This window comes from Myxococcus sp. AB036A (assembly GCF_006547355.1).
Taxonomy (GTDB): Bacteria; Myxococcota; Myxococcia; order Myxococcales; family Myxococcaceae; genus Myxococcus; species Myxococcus virescens.
This window is the reverse complement of the sequence record NZ_VHLC01000007.1, coordinates 84,587-109,396: the sequence shown is the minus strand read 5'-3', so window position 1 is coordinate 109,396 and position 24,810 is coordinate 84,587. Positions and strand designations below refer to the sequence as shown.

Sequence of the window (24,810 nt, the reverse complement as noted above, 5' to 3'; positions counted from 1 at the left end):
TCCCCCCGCCGCCTCGTGCCGCATCTCGATGTCGGTGTAACGGTTCGCTGTCATGTGGGCCTCCAAGCCTGCTGTGCGCGTCGTTGCGCACGGTTCGTTCGTGTACCGGGCGGCTGGACCCTGAGCGACCTCCAGAAGAGAAAGAACGAAGGGTCCAGTGCTGCGTGCATGCGGCTCAAGCCAGTGCGTCCCCGTGCTTCTTCAGCACTCGGCGCGCGAAGTAGGCGAACGTGATTGCGCTGCGCGTGGGCCGCAAGATCCAGTCGTGCGCTTCCCTTCCCAGCTTCTCCGGTATGGGCTTGATGTCGCCCGCCGCAGAGGCGAGGAGCTGCAAGCGAGCCGCCCTCTCGAAGAGCTCGGCGAGCACGCACGCCTGCTCGATGCTATCGCCGGCCACCAGTTGACCGTGATGGGAGAGGAGGAGCGCGCGCTTGGAGCCGAGCGCCTTGGAGATGATCTCCCCCTCCTCGTTGCCGACCGGCACCCCCGGCCAATCTTTCAGGAAGGCGCAGTCATCGAAGAGGGGGCACATGTCCATGTGCGAGACCTGCAGGGGGACCTCGAGCATGGAGAGCGCGACGATGTGCGTCGGGTGCGTGTGGATGATGCAGTTGACGTCGGGCCGCGCCTCGTAGACCCAGCTATGGAAGCGGTTCGCCGGGTTGGCCATCCCCTTGCCTTCGAGGACCTCGAGGTCGCTGTTGACGACCAGGAGGTTCGACGCGGTGATTTCGTCGAAGCCAAGGCCCAACTGCTGCGTGTAGTAGGTGCCGGGCTCCGTAGCGCGGGCGGTGATCTGCCCGGCCAACCCCGAGTCGTGGCCGCCCTCGAACAAAATCCGGCAGGTCAGCGCCAGCTTCTGACGCACGGTCCAGTCACTCTGGCCGAAGGTGGTGTCCATCTGCTTCTTCGCTTTTCCGACCAGCTCCTCCTTCGTCTGCGTAAAGGTCTTCGACATCTCAGCTCCTCGTTCGTGTTGGTGCGCGTCGCTACGCAACACGGGTGTAAGGGCATGCTGGCCCCCGTGCATCATCCAGAACAGAAACGACTACGGGGCCAGTTGGCCGAGCCCAGGGACGGTGCTCCCGAGGACATTGCGACCGCGAGGACCGCGCCGACGAGGGCGCGCGTCGCGGTGCGCGGCGGAGAAAGGGGACATTCCTCCCGGGACGTCGAGGGCGACTGCGGACCGCCCATCACGACGAGCAACTCGATGTCATCCACGGAGCGCGAGGAATCCGTGGGCTACCATGAGTCCCCCGGCCATTTTCTCTCCACGCGCCATTGGACACGCGACCGTGGCAGCGTGGGAGCATCTCCCCTAGAAAAGCGCGGCCATTCGCCGGTGCATCAGTCCATCTTCGTTCACACTTCGCAGGAAACCTCCGTGTCCCAAGCCTTGCTCGAAGCCATTGCCCGCGGTGATGCCGCCGCGGTCCGCTCCCTCGCCGCCACCGCGGACCACACCCTCCGCGACGAATTCGGACGTCCAGCGCTCAGCGCGGCGGCGTCACGGGCGGGCACGGCGGATGTCGAAGTCCTCCGGGCCCTGCTGGACGCGGGCGCCGACGTAAACGCGGTGCAAGGGGAGGACAGCGACGAGGAGACGGGCTGGACGGCGCTGCACCACGTCTGCCTCCAGGGTACGTTTCCGGATGCCATCCATGCGGCGCGGCTGCTGCTTGAGCGCGGCGCCACCCCGAATGGCAACGCCAGGGATAGCGGCTTCTCTCCACTCTTCTTCGCGCTGAAGACGCACCACCTGGGCATCGCGGAAGCGCTGCTGAAGGCGGGGGCCGACGCCAACGCCCCGTTCAAGACGGGCAGGCCGGTGCACTCGCTCATCCACTTCTATCGTGAGCGCAAGACGGGGAACTATCAGCCGGGCGCGGTCGAAGCGATGGCGATCGACGCCGTCAAGCTGCTGCTCGCGCACGGCGCCGACGCGACGGCACGCGACGAGCAGGGTGAGTCCGCGCTGGCGAAGGCACTTCTCCACAAGTTGCCGGCGGAGTTTATCCTGGCGCTGGTCTCCGCGGGGGCGCCGTTGGATGAGCGCGTGGACCTGGGCAAGAAGCCGGCGACGCTCCTCGTCTCACCAGCGGCCATGGCGATTGGCCTGGGCCAACCCGTGGAGGTGCTCGTGGCCATGCTGAAGCGAGGCATCGACACGGCGCAGCCCACGGAGCCCGACGCGCAGAACCTGCTGCACTACGCCGCGATGAAGCGCGACGACGCGGTGCAGAGCATCCTTCAGCTTCGGCCCGAGCAGGACGTCAACCCACGGGACGACAGCGGCGCCACGGCGCTGTTCCTCGCCGCCTGGAAGGGGCTGAGCGCGAGCGTCTCGGCGCTGCTCGGACGGGGAGCAAACCCAGACCTGGCGGACGAGGGCGGCAACACGCCGCTGCACACCGCGGCCCGCAACGGACACGCCGAGGTCATCGAGTTGCTGCTGACGGGCGGTGCCGATGCGCGGCTGCGCAACGCGGCCGGTGAGAGCGCGGCGGACCGTGCCCGCCAGCAAGGCCACACGAAGCTGGCGGAGCGGCTGAGCTGAGCCTCTCCCCTCCAGCCGGGCCCTGAGCGCGAAAGGCGCCGGAGCGTCACGGGGGCAGCCCCCGACGCCCTTCCGCTGCACGGACGCCGGGATACTTCGCGTGGGACGCGCTCAGTTGGTGGAGCGCGTCGCCGCGTCCGGATGCACGCCGCCGGTAGGCGCCTCCGTCTCGCGCGGCAGCCAGACGTGGAAGGTGGATCCCTCCCCCGCCACGCCCGGAGACTCCACCCAGATACGGCCGCCGTGCTGCTCCACGATGCCCTGGCTGATGGTGAGCCCCAGGCCCAGACCGCCGTACTTGCTGCCGTGCGCGCGGCCGAAGCGCTCGAAGATGAGCGCCTGCTTCTCCTTGGGGATTCCCACGCCGGTGTCCGTCACCGACAGGTGGACGCCCTCGTCGCGCTCACCCTGCACCCGAACCCACACGGGCCCGCCCTCGGGCGAGTAGCGCAGCGCATTGGACAGCAGGTTCGTGAGCACCTGGTCCAACCGGCCCCGGTCCCACGTCCCCTCGAGCTGCTCCGACGCCTCGACGTGGATTTCATGGCCTTGCGACAGCACCGCCATGCGGTCCCGCGTCTCGTGCACCAGATGGCTCAAGTCGAACCGCTCCAGCTCCAACGACAGGCGCCCCGCCTGGAGCCGGCTGATGTCCAGCAGGTCCTCCACCAGCTTGGCCATCCGGTCGATTTGCCGGTTGATGATTTTGAGCGACTTGCCCGGACCGGCCTCTGTCTCACCGCCCAGCTTCAGCAGCGCCAGGTGCGCGTGGCCCTTGGCCGCGGCCAGCGGCGTGCGCAGCTCGTGGCTGGCCGCCGCGAGGAAGGAATCCTTCGCCTCGCTGGCCAGCCGCAGCGCCGTCTCCGCCCGCTGCCGCTCGGTGATGTCGCGCGCCACGGAGATGAAGCGCCCGGGGCCGCCGTCCGCCGCCACGTACTGGAGCACCACCTCCACCGGCACCTCCGAGCCATCCCGCCGGCGGTGGCTGGTGGAGTACGTCTGGCTGGGCAACGTGCCGCTCACCAGCGGCGCCAGCAGCTTGCGGAAGCCGGCCTCGTCGAAGGCGCTCTCCACCTCCAGCACCGACAGGCCCACCAGCTCCTCGGTGCTGCTGGCCAGCTGCTTGGCCGCGCCCGCGTTGGCGTAGGTGAGCGTCAGCGAGTCCGGGGAGAACATGAGGACGCAGTCCAGCGTCGCGTCCAGCGTCGCCTTGAAGCGCCCCAGCGCCTCCTCCGCCCGGCGCTTGTCGTCAATGTCCGTGGCCACGGCAATCCAGCCGGCCAGCAGGCCATTCTCGTCCCGCTCCGGCACCGCGCGCGCCAGGTGCCAGCGGTACACGCCGTCGAAGCGGCGCAGGCGGAACTCGCGCTCCACGCGCTGTTCCATGCGGATGGCCTGCGTCCACACGGCGCGCATGGCCTCGCGGTCCGCCGGGTGGACGAACTCCAGGAAGGTGTTGAGTGACAGCGGCTGGTCCACCTGGATGCCGGTGTAGTCCCGTGAGGCGCGGTTGGCGTAGGTGAAGCTGCCGTCCGAGCGCGCCGCCCACATCACCTCCGGCAAGGACTCCGTGAGCCGCAGGTGGCGCAGCTCGCTCTGCCGCTCCAGCGCCTCGCGCTCGCGCTGCCGGAGCAGCGCCGCCTGCCGCTGAATCTGCTGCTCCTTGAGGAACAGGTCCACGAAGACGCTGACCTTGGAGCGGAGGATTTCCGGATCGAACGGCTTGAGCAGGTAGTCCACCGCGCCGTGCGCATAGCCCTTGAAGACGTGGGCCGCGTCGCGGCTGAGCGCGGTGAGGAAGATGATGGGGATGGTGCGCGTGCGCTCGCGCTGCTTGATGAGCGTGGCCGTCTGGAAACCGTCCAGCCCCGGCATCTGCACGTCCATCAGGATGACGGCGAAGTCGCGCTGAAGCAGGAACTTGAGGGCCTCCTCACCGCTGGTGGCCTTCACCAACTCCTGCCCGAGCGGCTCGAGAATGGCCTCGAGCGCGAGCAGGTTGGACGGATGGTCGTCCACCATCAGGATGCTCGCCCGGGGCTGGGAAGCCCTTTCCTGATTGCGGTCCGCGGAGATGTGTTCGCTAGGCGTCATTGAAGTCGGCGGATGAATCTGCCCCGGTCCCACCTGTTCTCAAGGTGGAAGAGGCTAGGCGTCCCCTCGACCGGACCCAAGCCCGGAAGAGAGGCGCCGTACGGTAACCATCACTCAGCGAATCAAGCCGTCACCCACAGACGGATGAGCTCCAGAAGCTTGTCGGTGTCCACCGGCTTGGGCAGGTAGTCGCTCGCGCCGGCCGCCATGCACTTCTCCCGGTCGTCCTTCAGCGCCTTCGCCGTCACCGCGATGATGGGGAGGCTGGAGTACTTGAGGTCCTTGCGGATGGCCCGCATGGTCTCATAGCCGTCCATCTCCGGCATCATCACGTCCATGAGGACGATGTCGACGTCGCGGTGCTGTTCGAGCATCTCGATGGCCGCGCGCCCGTTCTCCGCGAACACCACCTGCATGCCGTGGTTCTCCAGCACGCTGGTGAGCGCGAAGATGTTGCGCATGTCGTCATCCACCACCAGGACCTTCTTGGCGGACAGCTCCGCGTCCTTCTCGCTGCGCTGAGCCAGGGCGGCGCGGGCGCGAGGCGGCAGGTTCTGGTCCAACCGGTGGAGGAACAGCGCCGTGTCGCTGAGCAGCTGCTCCGGACTCTTCGTCCCGCTCTTGAGGATGACACTGCCGGTGTAGCGGCGCAGCCGGGCCTCGTCCTTGGGCGTCAGCTCCTTGCCGGTGTAGATGACGATGGGCAGGTCGCGGAAGCGGTTCTGCGTCTTGACCTCCTCCACCAGCCGGATGCCGTCGGTGTCGGGCAGCATCAGGTCGATGACGACGCAGTCGAACTCGCCCGTCTCCAGGTTCTGGAGCACCTCCTCGCCGGTGGCCACGGCCGTCACCTCGACATCGCCGCCTTCGCTGAGCAGCTTCACCAGGCTGTCGCGCTGGACGTCGTCGTCCTCCACCAGCAGCAGCCGGCGCTCCTTGCGCTCCAGGAAGCTGGCCAGCTGGTTGAACACCCGCTCCAGGCCCTCCTTGCTGACGGGCTTGGTGAGGTAACCGAAGGCGCCCTGTGAGTTGCCCTGGTTCTTGTCCATGACGCTGATGACGTGCACGGGGATGTGACGCGTGCGCGGGTTGCGCTTGAGCCGGTCCAGCACGCTCCAGCCGTCCACCACGGGGAGCTGGATGTCCAGGGTGATGGCGTGTGGCTGGAACTCGTTGGCCATGGACAGGCCGGTGTCGCCGCGCGTGGCCACCAGGGCCTTGAAGCCCTTCTCCCGCGCCATCTGCACCATGATGCGCGCGAACTTCACGTCGTCCTCGATGAGCAGCAGGACGCGGTCCCCTTCGCGGATGTGGTCGCGGTCATCCTCCACGGCGACGGGCGTCAGCAGCGACTCGATGGGCGGCGGCAGCGCCGCGTCCAGCACGTGGCCGCTGTCCACCACCGGCGGCGCGGGAGGCGGCTCCGCGCGCGGCGACTCCGGCGCCGGAGGAGGCGGCAGCCGGGGCGGAGGCTCGTACGGGGACGGAATGGACGGCAGGCCCTCCTCCTCCGGACTGATGTACTCGGGCGGCAGGTAGAGGGTGAAGGTGCTGCCGCGGCCGGGCTCGCTGGTCACCTGGATTTCGCCGCCCAACAGCTTGGCGATTTCGCGGCTGATGGACAGGCCCAGGCCCGTGCCGCCGTACTTGCGCGCGGTGGAGCCGTCCGCCTGCTGGAACGCCTCGAAGATGAGGCGCTGCTTGTCCCGCGCGATGCCGATGCCCGTGTCCGACACCGCGAAGCCGAGCACGTACCGCGAGCGCCGCAGAATCTCGTGGTCGAAGTGCGTGCCGACCTCGGCCAGCTTCACCTTCAGTTGGACGCTGCCCTCGTCGGTGAACTTGAAGGCGTTGGACAGCAGGTTCTTCAGCACCTGCTGGAGCCGCTGCGGGTCGGTGCGGATGTGGCGTGGCGCGCCGGGCCCCACCTCCACGGTGAAGGACAAGCCCTTCTGCTCCGCGACAGGGAGGAAGCTGCGCTCGATGAACTGATTGAGCTCGGTGAGGACGATGTCCCGCGGCTCCACCTGCATCTTCCCGGCCTCCACCTTGGACAGGTCGAGGATTTCGTTGATGAGGCTGAGCAGGTCTCCGCCGGAGGCGTAGATGGTGTTCGCGTACTCCACCTGCTTGGTGCTGAGGTTGCCGTCCTTGTTGTCCGACAGCAGCTTGGCCAGGATGAGCAGCGAGTTGAGCGGCGTGCGCAGCTCGTGGCTCATGTTGGCCAGGAACTCGCTCTTGTACTTGGAGATGACGGTGAGCTGCTCGGCCTTCTCCTCCAGGCTGACGCGGGCGCGCTCCACCTCGTTGTTCTTCTCCTCGACGCGGCGGTTCTGCTCCTCCAGCAGTGTCGCCTTCTCCTCCAGCTCGATGTTGCTGCGCTTGAGGGCCTCCTGCTGCTGCGTCAGCTCCTTGGACTGGCTCTGGAGCTCCTGCGTCAGGTCCTGCGACTGGAGCAGCAACTGCTCCGTGCGCATGTTGGCGATGATCATGTTCAGCACCACGCCAATGGTCTCCGTGAGCTGATCCAGGAAGATTTGGTGGATGGCGCTGAACGCGTGGAAGGAGGCCAGCTCGATGACGGCCTTCACCTCGCCCTCGAAGAGGACGGGCAGGACGATGATGTTGAGCGGCGCGGCCTCGCCCAGCCCGGAGGAGATGGTGATGTAGTCCTCTGGCACCTGGGTGAGCAGGATGGTCTTCCGCTCCAGGGCGCACTGGCCGACCAGTCCCTCACCGAAGCGGAACCGGTTGGCGATGTGCTTGCGCTCCCGGTACGCGTAGGTGCTGGTGAGCTTGAGCAGCGGCGTGCCGGCCTCGGCGCCGTCCACCAGGAAGAAGGCGCCGTGGTGCGCGGAGACCAGCGGCGTCAGCTCGCTCATGATGAGGCGGCTGACGGCGTCCAGGCTCTTCTGGCCCTGCATCATGCCGCTGAACTTCGCCAGGTTCGTCTTGAGCCAGTCCTGCTCCTGGTTCTTCTGCGTCGTCTCACGCAGGTTGACAATCATCTGGTTGATGTTGTCCTTCAGCGCGGCGACCTCGCCCTCCGCCACGACGGTGATGCTGCGCGTGAGGTCACCCTTCGTCACCGCGGTGGCCACGTCGGAGATGGCGCGCAGCTGGCTCGTCAACGTGCCAGCCAGCTGGTTCACGTTGTCGGTCAGCTGCCGCCACGTGCCGCGCGCACCGGGCACGCGGGCCTGGCCGCCCAGCTTCCCTTCGATACCCACCTCGCGGGCCACCGTCGTCACCTGGTCGGCGAAGGTGCCCAGCGTGTCCGTCATGTTGTTGATGGTCTCCGCCAGCGCGGCGACCTCGCCCTTCGCCTCCACGGCCAGCTTCTGCGTCAGGTCGCCGTTGGCCACCGCCGTCACGACCTTGACGATGCCGCGCACCTGCGTGGTGAGGTTGGAGGCCATGAAGTTCACGTTGTCCGTGAGGTCCTTCCACGTCCCCGCGACCCCTGGCACGCGGGCCTGACCGCCCAGCTTCCCTTCGACGCCCACCTCGCGGGCCACCGTGGACACCTGCTCGGCGAAGGTGCCCAGCGTGTCCGTCATGTTGTTGATGGTCTCCGCCAGCGCGGCGACCTCGCCCTTCGCCTCCACGGCCAGCTTCTGCTTCAGGTCGCCGTTGGCGACGGCCGTCACGACCTTGACGATGCCGCGCACCTGCGTGGTGAGGTTGCGGGCCATGAAGTTCACGTTGTCCGTGAGGTCCTTCCACACGCCGGACACGCCGCGCACTTCAGCCTGACCGCCCAGCTTGCCCTCGGTGCCGACCTCGCGAGCGACGCGCGTCACCTCCGCGGAGAAGCTGTTGAGCTGGTCCACCATGATGTTGATGGTGTCCTTCAGCTCCAGGATTTCGCCCTTGGCGTCGACCGTAATCTTCTTGGACAGGTCCCCATTGGCCACCGCCGTGGTCACCAGCGCGATGTTTCGCACCTGCGCGGTGAGGTTGGAGGCCATGCTGTTCACGTTGTCCGTGAGGTCCTTCCACGTCCCGGCGACGCCGGGCACCGCGGCCTGGCCGCCCAGCTTGCCGTCCGTCCCCACTTCCTTCGCGACGCGCGTCACCTCGGCGGCGAAGGCGCGGAGCTGGTCCACCATGGTGTTGATGGTGCTCTTGAGCTCCAGGATTTCGCCCCGGGCCTCCACGGAGATTTTCTGTGACAGGTCGCCGTTGGCCACCGCGGTGGTCACCTTGGCGATGTTTCGCACCTGGTCCGTGAGGTTTCCGGCCAGCACGTTCACGTTGTCCGTGAGGTCCTTCCAGGTGCCGGCGACGCCGGGCACCGCGGCCTGACCACCCAGCTTGCCTTCGGTGCCGACTTCCTTCGCGACACGCGTCACCTCGGAGGCGAAGGCGCGAAGCTGGTCCACCATGGTGTTGATGGTGTTCTTGAGCTCCAGCACCTCGCCCTTCACGGAGACGGTGATTTTCTGCGACAGGTCGCCGTTGGCGACGGCCGTCGTCACCTTGGCGATGTTTCGCACCTGGTCCGTGAGGTTTCCGGCCAGCACGTTCACGTTGTCCGTGAGGTCCTTCCACACGCCGGACAAGTCCTTCACGTCGGCCTGACCGCCCAGCTTGCCCTCGGTACCGACTTCCTTCGCGACGCGCGTCACCTCGGCGGCGAAGGCGCGGAGCTGGTCCACCATGGTGTTGATGGTGCTCTTGAGCTCCAGCACCTCGCCCTTGGCGTCGACCGTGATTTTCTTGGACAGGTCACCATTGGCCACGGCCGTGGTGACCTCGGCGATGTTTCGCACCTGCGCCGTGAGGTTGTTGGCGAGCAGGTTCACGTTGTTGGTGAGGTCCTTCCACGTGCCCGCCACGCCCGGCACTTCCGCCTGGGCGCCCAGCTTGCCTTCCACGCCCACCGTGCGCGCCACGTCCGTCACCTGCTGCGCGAAGATGGACAGCGTCTGCGTCATCGCGTTGATGGTGTCCGCGAGCGCGGCAATCTCGCCCTTGGCATCCATCGTCAGCTTCTGGTTCAGGTCGCCGTTGGCCACCGCCGTCACCACGCGCACGATGCCGCGCACCTGGGTGGTGAGGTTGACGGCCATGAAGTTCACGTTGTCCGTGAGGTCCTTCCACACGCCGGACACGCCGCGCACTTCGGCCTGACCGCCCAGCTTCCCTTCGGTGCCGACTTCCTTCGCGACGCGCGTCACCTCGGCGGCGAAGCTGTTGAGCTGGTCCACCATGGTGTTGATGGTGCTCTTGAGCTCCAGCACCTCGCCCTTGGCGTCGACGGTAATCTTGCGAGACAGGTCACCCTTGGCCACGGCCGTGGTGACTTCGGCGATGTTGCGGACCTGGTCGGTGAGGTTGTTGGCGAGCAGGTTCACGTTGTTGGTGAGGTCCTTCCACGTGCCCGCCACGCCCGGCACCACCGCCTGGGCGCCCAGCTTGCCTTCCACGCCCACCGTGCGCGCCACGTCCGTCACCTGCTGCGCGAAGATGGACAGCGTCTGCGTCATCGCGTTGATGGTGTCGGCCAGCTCGGCCACCTCGCCCTTGGCCTCCATCTTCAGGCGCTGGGTGAGGTCCCCGTTGGCCACCGCCGTCACCACCTTGGCGATGCCGCGCACCTGGGTGGTGAGGTTCACGGCCATGACATTCACGTTGTCCGTGAGGTCCTTCCAGGTGCCGGACACACCGCGCACCTCGGCCTGGCCACCCAGCTTGCCGTGGGTGCCCACCTCGCGCGCCACGCGCGTCACTTCCGAGGCGAAGCTGTTGAGCTGGTCCACCATGGTGTTGATGGTGTTCTTCAGCTCCAGGATTTCGCCGCGCGCGTCGACCGTAATCTTCTTGGACAGGTCGCCATTGGCCACCGACGTCGTCACCAGCGCGATGTTGCGCACCTGCGTGGTGAGGTTGGAGGCCATGTAGTTCACGTTGTCCGTGAGGTCCTTCCACACGCCGCCCACGCCCTTCACGTCGGCCTGGCCGCCCAGCTTGCCGTCGGTGCCCACCTCGCGGGCGACGCGCGTCACCTCGGAGGCGAAGGCGCGGAGCTGGTCCACCATGGTGTTGATGGTGTCCTTGAGCTCCAGCACCTCGCCGCGCACGTCGACGGTGATTTTCTTGGACAGGTCGCCCTTGGCGACGGCCGTCGTCACCTCGCCGATGTTGCGCACCTGGGCCGTGAGGTTGTTGGCCATCAGGTTCACGTTGTCCGTGAGGTCCTTCCACGTCCCGGCGGCGCCGGGCACCTGGGCCTGGGCGCCCAGCTTGCCCTCCACGCCCACCGTGCGCGCGACGCTGGTCACCTGCTGCGCGAAGACGTTGAGGGTGTCCGTCATCGCGTTGAGCGTGGCGCCCAGCGCGGCAATCTCACCCTGCGACGGCACCATCAGCTTCTGGGTGAGGTCGCCGTTGGCGACGGCCGTCACCACCTTCACGATGCCCCGCACCTGCGTGGTGAGGTTGGAGGCCATGAAGTTCACGTTGTCCGTGAGGTCCTTCCACGTGCCGGACACGCCGGGCACCGCGGCCTGACCGCCCAGCTTCCCTTCGGTGCCGACTTCACGCGCCACGCGCGTCACTTCGGAGGCGAAGCCGTTGAGCTGGTCCACCATCGTGTTGATGGTGCTCTTGAGTTCGAAGACCTCGCCGCGCGCATCGACCGTAATCTTCTTGGACAGGTCGCCGTTGGCCACCGCCGTGGACACCTCGGCGATGTTGCGCACCTGGGCCGTGAGGTTGTTGGCCATCAGGTTCACGTTGTCCGTGAGGTCCTTCCACACGCCGGACACACCGCGCACTTCGGCCTGACCGCCCAGCTTGCCGTCGCTGCCCACCTCGCGCGCCACGCGCGTCACCTCGGCGGCGAACGAGTTGAGCTGGTCCAGCATCGCGTTGACGGTGGTGCCGATGCGGAGGAACTCGCCCTTGACGGGCTGGCCATCAATCTCCAACGCCATCTTCTGGGTGAGGTCGCCCTGCGCCACCGCCACCAGCACGCGCGCCACTTCGGTGGTGGGCTGCACCAGGTCGCCGATGAGCGAATTGATGGAGTTGATGCTGTGGGCCCAGTCGCCGCGCACGTCGCCCAGTGACACGCGCTCGCCCATGCGGCCCTCGCGGCCGACCACGCGCTCCACGCGGACCACTTCCTGCGTCAGGGTGGCGTTGAGCGACACCACGGCGTTGAAGGCAGTGGCAATCTCCTCCATCACCGGATCGGCGTCCCCGCCAGGCAGCCGCACGGAGAAGTCTCCGCCGTGCACCGAACGAAGCGCGGCGAGCAGGGGCTGCAGCGGATGGCCGCCGCGTCCCTGGCCACGCGGGGTGGACACGCGAGCGCCACGGCCCCGGCCGTTGCGGCGGGCGGGCTTCGGCGCCGCCACTTCGAGGTCCGCTGGCGAGGTGGAGCGGGTTCGTCCTCGGTCACCGCGCAAGCGGTTGGCCGCGGGGTGCTCGGAAGGGGCCACCTCGCGGGTGGGCGCCTCCGGTCGGGAAGTGCCGTTCCCCGAAGGCTTGCGCGCGGAGGCACGCTTACGGCCGTTGGATGGGGACTGGGGAACCTTGGTGTCGTCCACGCGAGAAACCTCTGATCGGGATGAACGCTGCTGGCTGCGCTGAGCGGCGCCCGGGCTGGCGCGAATCTCCAGGGAGTTCGCGGGCTTGTCGATTCAATGCAGGTCCCGCGGAACCCTGAGCGTTCACCAATGAACGCAGTGATTCAGAGGCCCGGACCGCCCGTGAAAGGCACCCGGCGCCGCACCTCCTACCAACATCTCAGGGGGCAGGGGCCGTGCACGGAAATCCGTCGCAGCCGTGCACATAGAGGGGCCGTCCGAGGAGCCTCCGAGCAGGCTCCCCTGGCGGGCGCTGCGCCGGCTCGTACCTTGCGGTCTGGAGATCCACGGCGAAAGCCTGCTCGTCCCCCTGGGCGCAGGCGATCAGGACGCGCTCGGGGCGCTCGAGCCACCACAAACCCGCTACTTCACACGGCAACTCCACGGGGAGCGGAGTGAGGGTTCGCGCTTCGTAGAAGCGGAGCGAGGCCTCGTCGAGCACGGCGGCGAAGGTGCCCTCCGCTCCCACGGACAGCCGCGCTTCCGCCCCGGATACCGGCACCTGTCCAAGCACCGCTCCGTCAGGCGCCACCGAGACGAGCTGCCCCTCCGCGTCGAGCGCCAGCACCCCGCCCCCGTGGCTGACGAGTGATACTGGGGAGAAGTCGCCCATGCGCATGGGCTCGGCACCGTCGTCGCGCCAGAGCTGTCCGGCCTGCGACCACCAGAGGCGATTCTCCCGGTCGAAGGTGACCGCGCGTACGCCCGCCAGGGGGAACCGCTGTGAGCCCTCCGGCAGGGTGCAGACCGCCATGGCCTGGGCGCCATAGACGGCGGCGCGCGAGGCATCCGGCGAGACGGCCCAGCCCAGCAGGGGGCGTTGCAGGAGACGGGCGAGACAGTGGTTCAGCGCGCCGAAGTGCGGATCCGAGGTGGGCGCGGAGATGAGGTAGGGCAGGCTGGTGGTGGCGACGTAGATGAGCAACCCGAGCGCGGCGGCGGTGGCCACGGTGAGCGGCCATGGACCGGCTCGGCGCAGGCGAGCCTCCTTCGCGGAGGCGCGCGCCGCCTTGCCTCCTGACACCGGACTCTCGCGTCCACTCACGGCGGCTCCTCGCGGCGGTGTTCCTGACCTTGCCGGGTGGCGGTGTCAACAGCGGCCCGGCGCCACGTCCCAGTTCGTTTCCCCACGACAGCACAGAACGGGGCCGAAGGGTGGCCGTGCCATGCTGTTCTGGAGGGGAGACAACGCCCGCATGGTGGGGGAGAAGGCGCTGCGAATCGTGGGAGTCACCCTGGCCGCGTTGCTGACGGCCGGTGCGGCGGAGAATCCACGGAGTGCCATTCTGGGCACGGTCATCGATGCCCAGTCACAGCAGCCCCTCGCGGAGGTCGTCGTGACGGCGAGCCTGTCCGCGCAGGGCGGTGAGCGCATCGCCGTGACCCAGCCCGACGGAAGGTATCGGATTCCCGACCTGCCTCCGGGCGACTACACGCTCCGCTTCGAGCGCGAGCTGTTCGAGCCCTACTCCCTCCCCCTCTCCGTCAGTGAAGGGCGCGCCTTACGCGTCAACGTCGAGCTACAGCCGGCGGAGCCAGGAGAGGCCGTTGGATTGTTCTGCGGAGGCCCGACTGTCGACACGAGCAGTTCGACACTTCGGTTCATCCAGTGGCGAGAAGGCGCCTCGCGCGTTCCGGTCAGCCGCCCAACGAAGTGGGCTGGCGCCATGCGCACCTCGGACAGCCTCGCGGAGTGGGTCCCCGGCACGGTGGACAGCGTGGACGGACGGTCCTTCAGCGGTGCCACTCCCTTTGAAAACGAATACCTGCTGGATGGGCTTTCGACTCGCGATCCGACCACGGGCCGCAACCTGCTCCCGCTGAGCCAGGAACTGGTCAGCGACATCAGCGTGCTCACCGGCGGATACCTGCCAGAGTACGGACGTACCACGGGCGGTATCATCGACCTGAAGCCAGTGGTCATCTCCCATGAGCTGCATGGTGAGGTCTTCGCGAACTGGGCACCGGGCGCGCTGGAAGGGGCATGGAGGCCCGCGACAGGCCCCCGCCCCGCCGTCTCCTCGGACGGCGCGCTCCGTCACCTGGGGGATTTCGGCGGGACACTGGGCGGACCGCTGCTCAAGGACCGGCTCTGGTTCTTCGCGGGCATCGTCCCCGCGCTCAGCCGCGTCGAACAGGGCGCCGGCTTCATGGACCAGCGCAGCCTCCAGGCACTGGCCAGGCTGACGTATGCCCTCAAACACAGGCATTGGACATCGCTGACGGTTGTCACCGCTCCCGCATTGATGCGGGGGATGGAAGGCGCGCAGGCTCCGTGGGCGGTGGACAGCGACACGGTCATGACCGTGCTCGCCTACAACGCCATGGTCCTCGACGAACGCGTCACGCTCGATGCCAAGGCGAGTTGGCTGGGCCACGATGTCACCCGGCTGTCACCTGTTGGCCCGTCGAGCGTCGACACGGACCGATTCCAAGCGAAGACGCAGGCTTCCTATTGGCTGAAGGCCCTGGGACACCATGCGCTGGCAACGGGCCTGGAGCTCGAACATGTCGTCCAACGCCCATCGCAGACCGCCGACATCACCAGCAGCCACTTGAGCGGGTTCGTGCAGGACCGCTGGACCTTGAGCGACCGGCTCACGCTGAATGGAGGTCTTCGCTACGACGCACAGGTCCTCGATGCGGACGTGCGTGGGAACATGACGCATCACCAGCTCTCACCGCGATTCGGGCTCGTCTTCGACCCCGGTGGGAACGGCCGGATGAAGCTGTTCGCGCACGCCGCGAAGTATCAGGGGATGGTTCCCCTGGGGTTGCTCACGCCGGACGCGCGCATCGCTTCGCGGCTCGGCCCGACGTCGTCTTCCGAGTTCGTGGCGGGCGCGGAGCATGAGCTCTCGCTGTTCGCGAAGGCGGGTGTGACCTACACGCGCCGCCGCCTGGATGCTGCGCTCGCGACCATTGCGGACGACGGTGCGGGCGGGTTCCTCATCGTCAATCCCGGCGCGGGCCCTGCTGCCAGCTTGCCGAAGGCAACGCGCACCTACGATGCCGTCACGGTGGAGCTTGGCCGCAGCTTCTGGGACGGCTGGCAGGCCCAGCTCCGTTACACATGGTCTCGGCTCCATGGGAACTACACAGGCCCCTTCGGCACTGATGGCGGACGGCCGCTGTCACAGTCGCGATTGCTCGCAGCGGACCGGCCCCATGTCTTCAAGGCCTTTGCATCCAAGGAGTTCACGCTCACGCGGAGGCTCACGCTCAACGCGGGCCTCGCCTACCTGGGCGCGGCTGGGGCACCGCGCGAAGCGGCCAGCACGCGGACGCCGTGGGTGCACACCATCGATGCCCAGCTGAGCGCGCGCTACGGCACTGCCGACCAGCACATCGTGACGATGAGCATCGACGCGTTCAATGTGCTCAATGCACAAACTGTCCTCCGTGAGGAGACGTTGCTGCCCTTGCGGTACCAGACGCCACGACAGCTCCGCCTCGGGGTTCGCTACGCCTTCTGAGGCAGACCTCCTCCGGCCGAGGGTGCCGGCTGCTGTTCGGAAATGTCGGGACTTTTGAGCGGCGAAATGTCCCGACATTTCCGAACAGCAAGCTCTGAAGCCCGTCCAGGGCCGGGCTCGCCACGCGCTCATTCGTTTGGGCGCCGGAGTCCCCATGGGAATGCGGCCAGGACAGAGGCAGCGGTGCTCACGGGTGGCATCGCTGGCCTGAAGGTTGCTCAGGCGCCTGGGCCATGCGCTGGAGACGGGCTTTCAAGGTGATGTTGTGGCTGTTGAGCCTCGGGCTTGTGGTGCCGCTGGCCACTGTGGAGTGCGTCTACCAGGCCATGCTCGCGCGGGTGCCCTCCCTTCCCCTGAAGGTGGAAGGCCCATCGCCCCCGGCATCCTGGAATCAGGTGCGGTGGGCGCAGAGCGAACACACGTCGGCGCTTCGCGTACAACCGGTCTGGCCGACCACCCTCCTCTTCACCCTGATGAAGGTCACGCTGAGTCGCCCCACGGTCGGAGGAATGCGCGGCACCATGCCTCACGGGTTCAGGCTTGCCGGCAGTGTTGCTCACACGTGGTCACGCATTCAGGAAGGAGCAGGCGAAAGGCGGATACGCGTCTTTGAAACACTTGCCCTGACCATCTGGCTCACCCGAAATTGGACCGCGGAGGAGTTGCTTGCGTTCGAAGCGAGGCACCTCTGGTTGGGTCGTGACCTAATCGGCGCACATGCCGCCGCACCCGTGCTGCTGCGCAAGGAGTGGGTACGGCTCGATGCGACAGACGCAGCGTTGCTCCTCGCCATTGCCGAGAACCCTCGCGACGCCGGCTGCGCTCCAGACCGAGTTCGACAGCGGCGAGACAGGCTGCTGGGACACCTGTCCGACGCTGGCGTCGTCAGTGCGGCTGAGGCTGAAGCAGTGTGCACGTCGCCACCGGCGCTGAGTTCCCCCGCTCGTGAGCCGTCATGTCCCCGGCGCTGAGAAGCCCGTCGGGTGGACTCGACAGTGGATTCCTGACGCCGACGATCCCTACATGCGGCCATCCTCCTGGCTGTTCGCCTGGTCCCGCGCTTGCCGCCTCGCTCCCGGACCTCACCTTTGCGAGGCAAAGGGAAAGGAACCGACCATGCGACGCGCCATCACCCATGCCGCCCTGACCTTCAGCCTCCTCACGTCGTCGGCCGGTCTCGCCCAATCAGCAGGCAGTGGCTCGGCCGGAGGCGCGGCGTCTGGCGGAGCGCCGGGCATCGTCCAACCACAGGACGCCTATGAACCAGGCAACTTCTCGCCTCCGCCGCAAACGGCTCCCGGCGATTCGGGAAGAAACTCAATGGACACGATTGAGACCAACACTGGCGCGGAGCCCGTTGCCGCGCCACCGGCGGGCGCGACACGCGGGTACACCCCACCACCGGGTATTGGCGGCAGCGGACTACCTGACACATCCACGAACGCCGCCGACGGCACCTGGGGAACTGGACTGAACGTTCCTTCCACTAGCACGACCGGCACAGGTGGGTCAGGCATGAGTGGCACCGGTGGAACGGGCACGACCAGCGGCAGCACGCACACGGCAGGCTCGAACTCCGGCGTCAGCGGTACGGCGACCGGCAGCGGCATGACGACCGGCTCCAGCTCCGATGTCGGCGGTACAGCGACCGGCGGCGGCATGACGACAGGCACCAGCTCCGATGTCGGCGGTACGGCGACCGGCAGCGGCGTGTCGACAGACTCCGATGTCGGCGGTACGGCGACCGGCAGCGGCATGACGACCGGCTCCGGCTCCGATGTCGGCGGTACGGCAACCGGCGGCAGCGGCGTGTCGACAGGCTCCGATGTCGGCGGTATGGCGACCGGCAGCGGCGTGTCGACCGGCTCCAGCTCCGATGTCGGCGGTACGGCGACCGGTAGCGGCATGACGACCGGCTCCAGCTCCGGTGTCGGCGGTACGGCGACCGGCGGCAGCGGCATGACGACAGGCTCCGCGACGGGTGGCGCTGCCGGCAGCGACACGATGGGCCCCCAGCCCTCTGCGACGAGCCCGGGCAGTTCGACAGGTGGCAGTGAAACACCGGCTGGCGCGCCCACGGGCGGCGCGGTCAGCGGCGGTGCAGCAGAGACTCAGGAAGCCAGCGGCGCGCGACCCGAGAACCTCGAGCAAGAGGTCGCGCGGCTTCGCGACCAGGTCCAGCGGCTCGAAGCCGAGGTGAACACATTGCGGCGCGAGGGTACGGGGACGGGAGGCGCAGGGACGCAGGCCACGGCGCCTGACGCGGACACGGGCTCCACGGTGCTGGCCAGCGTCGTCATGCAAGGGCGGGTGGCCTCCGTCGGAAAGGACCACGTCGTGGTCCGCGACGCGGAGTCCGGAGACACCTTCAACCTCTTTGTAACCAACACCACCCGCATCAGCGCCAACGGCAAGCGCGTCTCACCGCAGCAACTCTCCGAGGGCACCCCCGTGCAGGCCGCGTTCAACTACATCGCGGATGGTGACACCTACGCCACCCAGATTCGGGCCTATCCCGGCCGCAGGCGCTGAAGCCCCGCCCCTTCACCTGGGGACGAGCTCAACCACCCTGCCCATCCTGGGCGAAGCGCTCGATGCGGGCGATGGCCAGCGTCATCTTCTGTCGCGCGGAGCTGTTGGCCGAATGCACCTGGACCCGTGGCGGCACGAAGCCACGGGTCGCCACGGCCTCTTCCAACCACAGCAAGACGTCGTATCCGGTGCCATGCGTGTCGTCGCCCAGGTCGTGGTCCAGGCTCAGCTCCGTCACCTGCCCGGACGCCAGCAGCGAAATCGCCTCTTCGGGCCACCACACACGCACCCAGCCGTCGGGAGTGGCCCGTTCGTCATCCAGATAGACCTTCATGGCATCCACGCCTCGCGTTCGGTGACACAGGGCCCCAGGGACGCGCATGGAGCACCGTGACTGAATCCAGCGAAGACGATGAAGCAAGCAGCCTCACCACGGCTACGCCTGCCCCTCCAGACTGGCCATCGCCTTGCCGATGTACGCGAAGAGTGCGGGGTCCAATCCGTGCTTCGCCGCGACCTCGGGCTCCTGCTGATGCGTCGCATTCAGCGCCCCTTCGATGCCAGGGTCGCCCCCCGTGAACGCCTTCAGCAGCTCCCGCCAGCGAATGGCCAGCGAGCGCACCGGCTCGCTCGTGGGGTCCGTGCCCTGGTCCATCTCCGCGCGGACGCGAGCGATGAGTTGGGGCCACTCGGCCTCGACCTGGCGGATGGCTTCCTCGCCCAGTGCCTCGCGGCGGGCCTTCAACTGCTGGAGCTGCTCCGGCGTGTAGTGCTTCTCGAACATGATTCACACCTCATCCCGCCACGGCAGTGTGGCGTGATGAGATGGGTACGGCCTCACGCGGCGTGAGGCTCAAGCGGATTCAACGCTCGTCATCCGAAGCGCCGCCCGCGAGCTTCCGCAGCTTCGCGGCGAACGGGCTCTCCTCCCCCGCCCGCAGCGTCCCGCCCGCCATCCGCTGCCGCCGCGCCAGCGCGAGGCCGCCTTCCGCGGGCCCTTCCAGCGCCTCCTTCTCGAAGCGGTCCTGCCCACCGAGCGCGCGCCCCACGGGGCGCGAAGCAATGACACGGCGGTTCGTATCCACGGACATGAAGGCCCCTTTCGAAGCAGCGGCCCGATGCTACCCCACCTCCGCACCACTCGCAGCCCCGCGCCCGTCTGGCGAAGCCAAGCCCCACGTCCCCTCCGGATCCTCCAGCGCGGCGCCGATGTCGCGCAAGACACGCGCGGCGTCCTCCACGCCAATGAGCCGGGCGTCCCAGGTGCAAGTGAGCGTCATCACCAGCCCAGGCACCAGCGCGCCCGCATCCACCACGGGCTCCGTCCGCACCGCGCCCGGTGCCAGCAGGAAGGGCACGCGCGTGTACGGCACCAGGGCCACATAGCCCCGCTCCAGCCCCAACGAGCCCAGACTCGTCACCGCCACCGAGCCGAACGGGTCCCACGGCATGCCCACCCGGCGCAGGTCCACGTTCAACGTGAACCAGACGAAGGACAACATCCGCAGCGCCAATCCCATCAGGAAGCCAGGGATGAGCGAGGAGCGCCGCTTGCCACGCTCGATGACGGCATCCCGGCGCGCTCGGACCGCTGCGATGCGCGAGGCCATCGTCTCCGCGAAAGCCCCCAATGACAGCGAGTCCGCGCGATGCACCGTGGCCGTCGTCAGGTCCGCGCGCCCCGTCTCCGCGGGCTGCACCACCAACACGCAGACGCCGACCTCCTTGCGCCGCCAGGGGCGATTCCAGCGCATCAGGACATTCGCTTCGGGATGGCGGCGCAGCGCATCCGCGGCGGCCTTGGCCACCAGGTGCGTCACCGTGAGGCGCTGTCCCGTCCGGGCGCGGAAGGCGTCGAGGAAGGCCACCGCTCGCTCCATGCGCACCTCCACCGCCGCATAGGCGCTGGGGTCTCCCGGCGAACGCCATGTCCCCAGGGCGAGCTTGCGGAAGGCACCGGCCGGCGGTGCGGGCTGAAGGTCGAGGTGCACGGGCAGCGTCCGCCTTCGCACGGAGCCCGGTCCCCTGCAACTGTGAGCCCTGCGCCTGGCCCGCCGCCCTGTTAGACAGGGGCTTCCCTCCCCCGAGGCCCCGACATGACGCCCATCGCCCTGGCCCTGTCTCTCGCCCTCCAAGCCTCGCCAGCCCCCCAGAACATGTCCCAGACCACCGCGCCCACCGCCGATGACTTGCAGACGTCCACCCGCGCCTGGCACGAGCAGCGCGTCCAGCGACTCCAGGCGGAGGACGGCTGGCTCACCCTCGTGGGCCTGTTCTGGCTCAAGGAAGGCGAGCAGACAGCGGGCTCCGCGCCCGAGAGCGACCTGGACTTCCCCGCGGGCGCGCCCGCGAAGCTGGGCACCTTCACGCGGCAGGGCAACACCGCGCGCTTCCAGCCGGCGCCCGGCCTCACCTTCACCCGCAACGGCCAGCCCTTCACGGGCGGCGCGCTCCAGTCGGACGAGCAGGGCACGCCGGACGTGCTCAAGCTCGGCAACGTCCGCTTCCAGCTCATCCTCCGAGGCGACAAGCTGGGCGTCCGCGTGAGGGACTCCGGCGCGGCGACGCGCAAGCAGTTCCAGGGCATCCCCACGTACCCGGCGAGCAACGACTGGCGCATCGAGGCGCGCTTCGAGCCCGCGCAGACGCCTCGAATGCTGCAGGTCCCCAACGTGCTGGGAACCATCGACGAGATGAAGGCCCCCGGCACGCTCGTGTTCACGGTGGCGGGCAAGGAGCACCGGCTGACGCCCGTGGAGGACGGCTCGGGCAAGCTCTTCATCATCTTCGCGGATGAGACCAACCGCGACGCGACCTACGGCGCGGGCCGCTTCCTCTCCGCGGACATGCCCACCGACGGGCGCGTCGTGCTCGACTTCAACCGGGCCTACAATCCGCCCTGCGCATTCACGAAGTTCGCCACCTGCCCGCTGCCTCCGCGCGGCAACCGGCTCGCCACGCGCGTGGAGGCCGGCGAGAAACGCTACGCGGACCACTGACGCCGGGCCTGCCTCCAGGTCTCGAGCAAGCAGCCCGGCACGCGCGTCCGTCCCTGGACGCTCCGTGCCCCGGGAGGCTGGCGCATCCACGCGCTCGCGGACATTAATCCACGCATGCGCGCCTCTTTGACGCTCCTCCCCGCTCTCGTGGTGCTCGCCCTGTCCGCCTCCGCCTGCCGCAAGAGCCAGGCGCAAGGCACCGCGTCTCCCCAGGACTGCATCCTCGTAGAGAAAGGCTGGGGCGCCGACGGCACCGTGCCCTTCAACGTCGAGGTGGTGGCGCGGGGCCTGGAGACGCCGTGGGGCATCGCGTGGCTCCCCGGAGGCGACGCGCTCGTCACCGAGCGCCCGGGCCGTATCCGCCTGCTCAAGGACGGCGTCCTCCAGCCGCGGCCCGTGGCGACGGTGCCCGTCACGGACGCCGCGGAGGGCGGCCTGCTCGGCATCGCGGCCCACCCGGACTTCGCGAACAACCGCCAGTTCTACATCTACGTCACCACGGACGCGGGCGGCCCCGAGGAGAACCGCATCGAGCGGTGGACGCTGTCGGAGGACCACACCACGGCGACGCACGAGCGCGTCATCTTCGGCGGCATCGCCTCCGCCAAGTATCACGACGGTGGGCGCCTGCGCTTCGGCTCGGATGGCATGTTGTACGCGGGCACGGGCGACGCGAGAGACCCGGACCGCTCGCAGAACGCGAACGACCCGGCCGGAAAGCTGCTGCGCCTCACGCCGGAGGGAGCGGTGCCTCAGGACAATCCCATCCCTGGCTCGCCCGCGTTCCTCACCGGCATCCGCAACCTCCAGGCCTTCGACTGGCGCGACGCCTCCACGCTGTACATCGTGGACCACGGCCCCAGCGGCGAGACGCTGCGCCGGGGACACGACGAGGTCAGCGTCGCCCACCGCGGTGACAACCTGGGCTGGCCCGGCATCTACTCGTGCGAGACGCGCGAGGGGCAAATCACACCGTCCATCACCTACAAGGACGCCATGCCCCCCGGCGGCGCCGCCATCTACACCGGAACGGCCATCCCCGAATGGAAGGGCTCGCTGCTCATCGGCACGCTGGGCTCACGCCACCTCCAACGCGTGGAGTTCGCGCCGGATTCGAGCCGCGTCACCAGGCACGAAGTGTACCTGCGCAACACCTACGGCCGGCTGCGCGAGGTCATCATGGGGCCGGATGGCCACCTCTACGTCACCACCAGCAACTGCGACGGACGCGGTGACTGCGGCCCGGACAAGGACGTCATCCTCCGCCTGAAGCGCTGAGCACGGGCCTTCAGCGCTCCAGCCTTGCCCAAGGACGCTGGAGCACGCGCCGTCAGAGCATCATCCCGCCCGAGGCCTCGATGCGCTGGCCCGTCACCCACGCGCTCTCCGGCGACAGCAGCATGGCGGCCGCATCCCCGATGTCGTCGGGCTGACCCACACGGCCGAGCGCAACCTGGGCGGCCAGCGTCTTGTTCAGCTCCGGGTTGTCACGGACGACGCCGCCCCCGAAGTCCGTCGCGGTCGCGCCCGGCGCGAGCACGTTGACGGAAATCCTCCGAGGTCCCAGCTCCTTCGCGAGGTACCGGGTGAGCGCCTCCACGCCCGCCTTCATGGCCGCATAGGCGGCGTGGCCAGGGAAGGTGAAGCGCGCGAGCCCGGAGGAGATGTTCAGGATGCGCCCCCCATCCGCCAGCACCGGCAACAGCCGCTGCGTGAGGAAGAACGCCCCCTTGAGGTGGACGTTCATCAGCGCATCGAACTGGGCCTCGGTCGTCTCCGCGAAGCTGACTTGGATGCCCATGCCCGCGTTGTTCACCAGGAAGTCCAGCCGCTCGCGCCCGAAGTGACGGCCCAGCTCCGTCCGCACCGCGTCCACGAAGGCGCCGAAGCCCCGCGTGTCCCCCACATCGAGCGGGAGCGCCACCGCCTTGCCGCCTGCTGCTTCAATCTGCTTCACGACCGCCGCCGCTTCATCCGCGCCGGTGCGGTACGTCAGGATGATGCCGGTGCCCCGGGCCGCCAGCTTGAGCGCCATGTTCCGCCCCAGTCCACGGCTCCCCCCCGTGATGAGAGCCACGGGCATGTTCTTCGAGGTGCTCATCTCCAATCCTTTCCGGTGACGCGGCGGTGCGCCGCACCTGTCCATGAATTGGGAGCCGTGAGCGGATTGAGAAAGGGGCTGCGCTCCGACACACCGTTTCGACAGCGCTCGAAGCGGAGCTCGGCACGCTGTTCCAGGCAGCCAGGGGCTCGCGCGGGCGCGGGCGCATCACCCTGCCCGTCAACGTCGCGCGCGAACCCATCCTCCCGCGCATGTACTTCGAGCCGCATGAGGAGGGCTGACGCCCTCCTGCCGGTACATCAGGCGCCGAGCTGCTTCAACAACTGCTCGGCCCGCGCGCGCACGTCCTCGGCGCCCAGCGACAGCGCCTGCTTCGCGTGGCGCGCTGAGAGCTCCTTGTCCGCGGGGAAGGTCCCCAGGGCCATGTTGAGGTGCGTGCCCGCGTCATTCGGGTGCGCGCCCAGCACGGGCGCAAGCAACGCCGCGACCCGCGAGTGCCCGTTGTCCTGCATCAGCACCACCGCGAGGTCGTTGGTGGGGCCGGGGTCCGTCGGCACCGTGGCCACGGCCGCCTCCAGCAGCGTCACCGCCTCGGCGCGCTCGCCCAGGGCGAGGTGCATCTGCGCCAGCGCGTGCTGGGCCTGCCAGCTTCCGGGCGCCTGCCGTAGCACCTCCGCGAAGACGTCCTTGGCCTCAGCGAAGGCGCCAGCGCTCATCGTCGCCAGGCCGAGCAGGTAGAGATAGGTGATGCTGGAAGGGTCCAGCTTGCGCAACTCCTGAGCCACGCGCTTGGCGCCATCCGAGCTGCCGGCGGACAGGTACAGTCTGAAGAGGTCCTCCAGCACCGCGCGCTGGAGCCCACCCCGCGCCTTCTCCAGCGCCTGCGTGGCGGCCTGGATGGCCAGCCCCAGCTGGCCGCATGCGGAATGGGCTCGCGACAACATCAGCAGCGGCATGGCCTCCTGTGGCGCGCCCTCGGCGGCCCGCAGGAAGTGCGACACCGCGCCATCCGGCTCGTTCTGCTGAAGACGGATGCGCCCCAGTTCGAAGTGGACGTGGGTGCTGCTGGGGGAAATCTGGAGCACGGACTCGAAGGCGGCGCGCGCTCCCGCCAGGTCCCCGCGCTCGAACAGCAGCGAGCCCAGGTTGAAGCGCTCGAAGTAGCCCGCGGTGGGGGCGGCGGCCAGCGCCTTGAGGGACTCCAGCGCCTCCGGGTTGCCCGCCTGGGCGCGCAGCATGGCGAGGTGCGCCTGCCCCTCCGTGTGGTCCGGCTTCGCCTTCAGCAGGCGGAGCACGGCGGCCTCCGCATCCGCCGCCGCGCCGGTGCTCAGGTGCACACGGACCAGGCCCAGGAGGCAATCCACGTCATTCGGATCAATGGAGAGCCCCTTCTGGAAGCTCTTCACCGCGTCCTGGGTCTGTCCCACTTGAAGGAAGCGACCCCCTTCCTGAGCATGCGTCGAAGCCATGCATCAGCATCTACCACGGG

Annotated in this window: 16 protein-coding genes; 6 read left to right on the top strand and 10 right to left on the bottom strand. The window is 68.4% G+C overall.

Annotated features, from left to right (window positions below):
• Positions 1 to 175: 175 nt before the first annotated feature.
• Positions 176 to 958, bottom strand: coding sequence for an aldolase (locus tag FL344_RS04975; RefSeq protein WP_141617708.1), 783 nt, complete (start codon positions 956 to 958; stop codon positions 176 to 178).
• A 429-nt stretch (positions 959 to 1,387) separates the two neighbouring features.
• Between FL344_RS04975 and FL344_RS04970 the strand changes: the two genes are divergently transcribed.
• Positions 1,388 to 2,560, top strand: coding sequence for an ankyrin repeat domain-containing protein (locus tag FL344_RS04970; RefSeq protein WP_194862993.1), 1,173 nt, complete (start codon positions 1,388 to 1,390; stop codon positions 2,558 to 2,560).
• 111 nt (positions 2,561 to 2,671) lie between these two features.
• Here FL344_RS04970 and FL344_RS04965 read toward each other — a convergent pair whose 3' ends face one another.
• From FL344_RS04965 to FL344_RS04955, 3 genes are all read right to left on the bottom strand, one after another.
• Positions 2,672 to 4,654, bottom strand: a complete 1,983-nt coding sequence (locus FL344_RS04965) for an ATP-binding protein (protein ID WP_194862992.1) — start codon at positions 4,652 to 4,654, stop codon at positions 2,672 to 2,674.
• A gap of 122 nt (positions 4,655 to 4,776) precedes the next feature.
• Positions 4,777 to 12,213 carry a HAMP domain-containing protein gene (locus FL344_RS04960; protein WP_141617705.1) on the bottom strand — a complete coding sequence of 2,479 codons (7,437 nt, stop codon included), beginning with the start codon at positions 12,211 to 12,213 and terminating at the stop codon, positions 4,777 to 4,779.
• A 199-nt stretch (positions 12,214 to 12,412) separates the two neighbouring features.
• The gene (locus tag FL344_RS04955) at positions 12,413 to 13,297 is read right to left on the bottom strand and encodes a hypothetical protein (RefSeq protein ID WP_141617704.1); all 885 of its coding nucleotides are present in this window, start codon (positions 13,295 to 13,297) and stop codon (positions 12,413 to 12,415) included.
• A 121-nt stretch (positions 13,298 to 13,418) separates the two neighbouring features.
• Between FL344_RS04955 and FL344_RS04950 the strand changes: the two genes are divergently transcribed.
• The 3 genes from FL344_RS04950 (at position 13,419) to FL344_RS38930 (ending at position 18,260) form a co-directional block, all read left to right on the top strand.
• A complete protein-coding gene (locus tag FL344_RS04950; protein WP_228564794.1) occupies positions 13,419 to 15,728 on the top strand; it encodes a TonB-dependent receptor in 2,310 nt (769 codons plus the stop codon).
• Positions 15,729 to 15,988: 260 nt separating this feature from the next.
• Complete coding sequence (locus tag FL344_RS04945) at positions 15,989 to 16,699, top strand: transglycosylase domain-containing protein (RefSeq protein WP_141617734.1); 711 nt, start codon at positions 15,989 to 15,991, stop codon at positions 16,697 to 16,699.
• Positions 16,700 to 17,243: 544 nt separating this feature from the next.
• The gene (locus tag FL344_RS38930; RefSeq protein ID WP_228564793.1) at positions 17,244 to 18,260 is read left to right on the top strand and encodes a hypothetical protein; all 1,017 of its coding nucleotides are present in this window, start codon (positions 17,244 to 17,246) and stop codon (positions 18,258 to 18,260) included.
• 28 nt (positions 18,261 to 18,288) lie between these two features.
• On the opposite strand, the gene FL344_RS04935 is transcribed toward FL344_RS38930, so the two are convergent.
• The 4 genes from FL344_RS04935 to FL344_RS04920 all read right to left on the bottom strand — a co-directional run bounded on the left by FL344_RS04935 (position 18,289) and on the right by FL344_RS04920 (position 20,272).
• Positions 18,289 to 18,594 (bottom strand): cyclic-phosphate processing receiver domain-containing protein, encoded by a 306-nt coding sequence (locus FL344_RS04935; RefSeq protein WP_141617701.1) that lies wholly within the window; start codon positions 18,592 to 18,594, stop codon positions 18,289 to 18,291.
• A gap of 102 nt (positions 18,595 to 18,696) precedes the next feature.
• Entirely contained in the window at positions 18,697 to 19,044 is a 348-nt protein-coding gene (locus tag FL344_RS04930) for a TipAS antibiotic-recognition domain-containing protein (protein WP_141617700.1), read from the bottom strand.
• 79 nt (positions 19,045 to 19,123) lie between these two features.
• Positions 19,124 to 19,351, bottom strand: coding sequence for a hypothetical protein (locus FL344_RS04925; protein ID WP_141588040.1), 228 nt, complete (start codon positions 19,349 to 19,351; stop codon positions 19,124 to 19,126).
• Between the two features lie 30 nt (positions 19,352 to 19,381).
• Positions 19,382 to 20,272 carry a 2-oxo acid dehydrogenase subunit E2 gene (locus FL344_RS04920; RefSeq protein WP_228564792.1) on the bottom strand — a complete coding sequence of 297 codons (891 nt, stop codon included), beginning with the start codon at positions 20,270 to 20,272 and terminating at the stop codon, positions 19,382 to 19,384.
• An 84-nt stretch (positions 20,273 to 20,356) separates the two neighbouring features.
• On the opposite strand from FL344_RS04920, the gene FL344_RS04915 reads away from it, so the two are divergent.
• On the top strand, positions 20,357 to 21,259 hold the full coding sequence (locus tag FL344_RS04915; RefSeq protein ID WP_141617698.1) for a DUF1684 domain-containing protein: 903 nt from the start codon (positions 20,357 to 20,359) through the stop codon (positions 21,257 to 21,259).
• Positions 21,260 to 21,373: 114 nt separating this feature from the next.
• Complete coding sequence (locus FL344_RS04910) at positions 21,374 to 22,537, top strand: sorbosone dehydrogenase family protein (protein ID WP_141617697.1); 1,164 nt, start codon at positions 21,374 to 21,376, stop codon at positions 22,535 to 22,537.
• A 52-nt stretch (positions 22,538 to 22,589) separates the two neighbouring features.
• Here the strand turns inward: FL344_RS04910 and FL344_RS04905 are convergent, their stop codons facing one another.
• Positions 22,590 to 23,360 carry an SDR family NAD(P)-dependent oxidoreductase gene (locus FL344_RS04905; protein ID WP_141617696.1) on the bottom strand — a complete coding sequence of 257 codons (771 nt, stop codon included), beginning with the start codon at positions 23,358 to 23,360 and terminating at the stop codon, positions 22,590 to 22,592.
• Between the two features lie 260 nt (positions 23,361 to 23,620).
• The gene (locus FL344_RS04900) at positions 23,621 to 24,790 is read right to left on the bottom strand and encodes a tetratricopeptide repeat protein (protein ID WP_141617695.1); all 1,170 of its coding nucleotides are present in this window, start codon (positions 24,788 to 24,790) and stop codon (positions 23,621 to 23,623) included.
• Positions 24,791 to 24,810 lie beyond the last annotated feature (20 nt).